Source organism: Candidatus Binataceae bacterium, from assembly GCA_035500095.1.
Classification (GTDB): domain Bacteria; phylum Desulfobacterota; class Binatia; order Binatales; family Binataceae; genus JAKAVN01.
Genome location: DATJXN010000097.1, coordinates 1 through 3,740 on the forward strand (window position 1 = coordinate 1; position 3,740 = coordinate 3,740).

Here is a 3,740-nt window from a genome sequence, read left to right on the forward strand (position 1 = left end):
ACGATCGTGTCGAGGTCGGGCGAGACGTGAAGTCCGTAGAACTCCTCGTCGTCACCCGTGTTGACGATAACGTTTAAGCGCGGCTGGCCGGCGACGCGGGCGAGGCCGCGCAGGAACTTAGCGGCCCCCACTCCCCCCGCAAGCGTGGTGATCGGCCTCTGAGAGTGGTGAGGGGGATGTGATGATCGGCCGCGCGCCATTAGGAGCCTTTTTCCCGTAGAGCTTCTTGTAGAGCGTGCTGCGTTCGACCGCAACCCGGCCCATCGCGCGCGCCTTCTCTTCGATTAGATCGACCGGAACGAACTCGCCGGAGTCGCCGCCGGCCTGGGCCGTGATGCTTTCCTCCATCAGCGTCCCGGAAAAGTCGTTGCATCCGGTTTTAAGCGTGAGCGCGGCGAGATCGACGCCGAGCTTAACCCACGAAGTCTGCAGGTTGTCGATCCATCCGCGCAGGAACAGGCGCGAGGTGGCGTACATCTGGAAGTCGAGCGTCCCTTTGGGCGGCGGCTCGGCGACCAGGCCCTTGCGGTAGAGCACGGTGTTCTCGTGGATGAAGCGGAGCGGCACGAATTCGGTGAAGCCGCCGGTCTGCTTCTGGATGTCGCGGAGGAGGCCCAGGTGATTGAGGACGTGGCGCGGACTTTCGACGTGGCCGTACATCACGGTCGAAGTGGTGCGCACGCCGAGCGCGTGGGCGCTGGTGATGATATCGACCCAGGTGGCGACGTCGACTTTCTTGTGGCTTAAGATTTCGCGCACGCTGTCGTCAAGGATTTCGGCCGCGGTGCCGGGAATCGATCCCAGCCCCGCGTCGCGCAGCATCGCGATATATTCGGGGTACTCCATCCGCACGCGGCGCGCGCCGAACATGATCTCCATCGGCGAGAACGCATGAACGTGAATCTCCGGGTAGCCGCCTTTGATCGTGCGCAGCAGGTCGCGGTACTTGAAGTCGGGCGCCTCGGGGTTGATCCCGCCCTGCATGCAAACTTCGGTTGCGCCCCGGGCCACCGCGTCGCCGACCTTGGCGAGGATGGTTTCGTCGGAGTGGTCGTAGGCGTCTGACTCCCAACGCTGGCGCTTGAAGCCGCAGAACTGGCATCCGACGAAACAGATATTGGTGAAATTGAGGTTGCGGTTTACGACGTAAGTGACTTCGTCGCCGACGTCTTCGGCGCGCGCGAGGTCCGCGCATTTGATCGCCGCGCGCAGATCGCCGCCCTCGGCGGTGTAGAGCAGCAATCCTTCCTCGGGCGTCAGCTCCTGGCGCTCGCGGCTGCGTTTGAGCGCGGCGCGCACGGCGGGACTGGCCTTATCCATCAGCGCGCCGAGCGGCGCGGCTTCGATCTCATCGACATAGTTGCGCAGGGCTTCCAGGTTCACGATGCACCTCCGTCGATCTCCGCGCCGTGCCGTTCGAGCGCCGGGCGGAGCCTCGGGTCAACCCAGTAATCATCGACGTATTCGGGATAGATTGCGAGCCGTTCGCGCAGATCGAAACCGGCCCGCGCGCAGCGCTCGGCCAGCCGTTCGATATGGGGCCACGGCGCCTCGGGATTGACGTAGTCCTTGCTGAGCGGCGAAATGCCGCCCCAATCGTTGATGCCGGCGGCGAGAAACAGCTCGATCTCGTTGGGCGAGAGATTGGGCGGCGCCTGCACGTTCATCTTCGGTCCGAGCACCATCCGCGCGGTCGCGATCGCGCGCGCCATCTCCATCGCGCCGGGCTCGGGCGCCTCGGCCATCGCGATCTCCGGCTTGGCGCGGAAGTTCTGGATGATCACTTCCTGGATATGGCCGTGGCGCTCGTTCAAGTCGCGCAGCGCGACCAGGCTCTGCGCGCGCTCGGCCGGCGTCTCGCCGATCCCGAGCAGGATTCCGCTGGTGAACGGAACGCGCGCTTCGCCGGCCTCCGCGATCATCCGCATCCGCACTGCGGGATCCTTGTCGGGAGCCCACTGATGCACGCCGCCGCGCGCGCGCAGCCGGGGTGAGATGCTTTCGAGCATCAGCCCCATACTGACGTTGAGCGGCCGCAGCATCAGCATCTCGTCGCGGCTCATGATGCCGGCGTTAGTATGCGGCAGCAAGCCTTCGCCGAGCGCGACCTCGCAGGCGCGCGCGACGTACTCGATCGTGCTCCGCGCGCCGAGGCGCTCGAGCGTCTCGCGGTATTCCTTGAAGGCCAGCTCGGGCTTGTCGCCGAGACACATCAGCGCCTCGCGGCATCCGAGCGCGCGGCCGCGGCGCGACCATTGTGCGATCTCGGCTGGCGTCATCGTCCATGCGCCCGGCTCGCCCGGGTCCTTGCGAAATGTGCAATAGGTGCAGCGGTCGCGGCAGAGATTGGTGACCGGCAGGAAAACCTTGCGCGAGTAGGTGACGATGCGGCCCTTGGCGCGATCGCGAAGCGCGCCCGCCGCCGCGAGTAGCTCGGGCAGTTCGTGGTCGGGGCACTCGATAAGCGCGGTCGCGTCGGCCTCGCCGAGGCGCGCGCCATCGCTCGCCCGGTCAAGGATTTCGCGTATTTGCGGGGATCCGGAGCGCCCCACAACCGATGAGGGCTGCGCGGTCGTCATGGCTTGGCAGTTTATAGGCTATTTTCCCAACCCCCGCAAACCGGCGCCGGTTCCACCGCGCACCCTGAATGTTGCGGTGTCGAGCGGACGGCCAGACGAGTCGGCGAGCGTCAGCGTGTGAGCGCCGGGCGAGGGCGCCCATAACATCACCCCGCCGGCGGGGCCGAGCGTCCGATGGTCGAGCGTCCAGCGCGCGGCGCCGGCGCCCGCGTTCGCCACGAAGGCGACGCGCTGGAGGCTGGCCGGGATGTCGGGGTCAAGGGCGATCACCGTGTCCGCCGCAGGCGAGAGAATCCGCGGCGTATCGTCGAGGCCGGCGGCCTCGCGATTCGGCTCGGTGCCCGCGATAAACCATTCCTTGCGCGGCGGCTCGACCGCATTGGGAAATCGTACCATCTGCACGGTCACACCGGCGGGCTTCGCGATCGCGCCGTCGCCGAAGCGCTGGTCGAGGTAATCCATCACTTCCAGCCAGACCGGTGCCGCACCCGTGATGCCGGTCACGTCGTGCATCGCGGCGCCGGAAAAATTGCCGACCCATACGCCGACCGTGAAGCGCGCGGTGTAGCCGACGCACCAGTTGTCGCGCATGTCCTTGCTGGTGCCGGTTTTGACCGCGCTCCAAAAGCGCGTGGCGAGCGCGTTCTCGAGGCCGAAAGTCGCGGCGCGGCCCGCGCGGTCGGCGAGGATGTCCGAGATGAGGAACGCCGTCGCGGGCGAATAGACCTGCCGCGCCGGCGGCGGCGCGCCGCCGGCGGCAAGCCGCATCGCGCCGTAGCGGCCCGCGTTGGCGAGCGTGCGGTACGCGTTGACGAGGTCCCACAGCCGCACGTCCGCCGAGCCGAGGGCGAGCGCCGATCCGTAGTAGTCGCCCTGCTCGACGATTCCTTCGAAGCCGAGCGCACGCAACTGTCCGGTAAACGCCTCGACGCCGGTCATGCCGATCGTCCGCACTGCCGGGACGTTGAGCGACGAGCCCAGCGCAAGGCGCATCGAGACCAGCCCGCGGAACTCGCGGTCGTAGTCGAGCGGCCTGTAGAGTCCGCGCTGCTCGGGCAATTCAAGCGGCGTGTCTTCGATTAAAGAGGCGGGCGTGAGCAGGCGGCGCTCGAGCGCCAGCGCGTATAGAAACGGCTTCAGCGCCGAGCCTGGCTGGCGCAT

At 67.0% G+C, this 3,740-nt stretch carries 3 protein-coding genes; all 3 read right to left on the reverse strand.

What is annotated here, in order from left to right:
• Nucleotides 1–117: 117 nt before the first annotated feature.
• Nucleotides 118–1,383 (reverse strand): 7,8-didemethyl-8-hydroxy-5-deazariboflavin synthase subunit CofH, encoded by a 1,266-nt coding sequence (gene cofH, locus VMI09_10045; protein HTQ25028.1) that lies wholly within the window; start codon nucleotides 1,381–1,383, stop codon nucleotides 118–120.
• Nucleotides 1,380–2,579: a 7,8-didemethyl-8-hydroxy-5-deazariboflavin synthase CofG gene (gene cofG, locus VMI09_10050; protein ID HTQ25029.1), complete on the reverse strand. Its 1,200-nt coding sequence runs from the start codon at nucleotides 2,577–2,579 to the stop codon at nucleotides 1,380–1,382. Before cofG ends, cofH begins: the two co-directional genes overlap by 4 nt.
• Nucleotides 2,580–2,597: 18 nt before the next feature.
• Nucleotides 2,598–3,740: penicillin-binding transpeptidase domain-containing protein (locus VMI09_10055; GenBank protein ID HTQ25030.1), on the reverse strand; the 1,143-nt coding region annotated here is incomplete at its 5' end.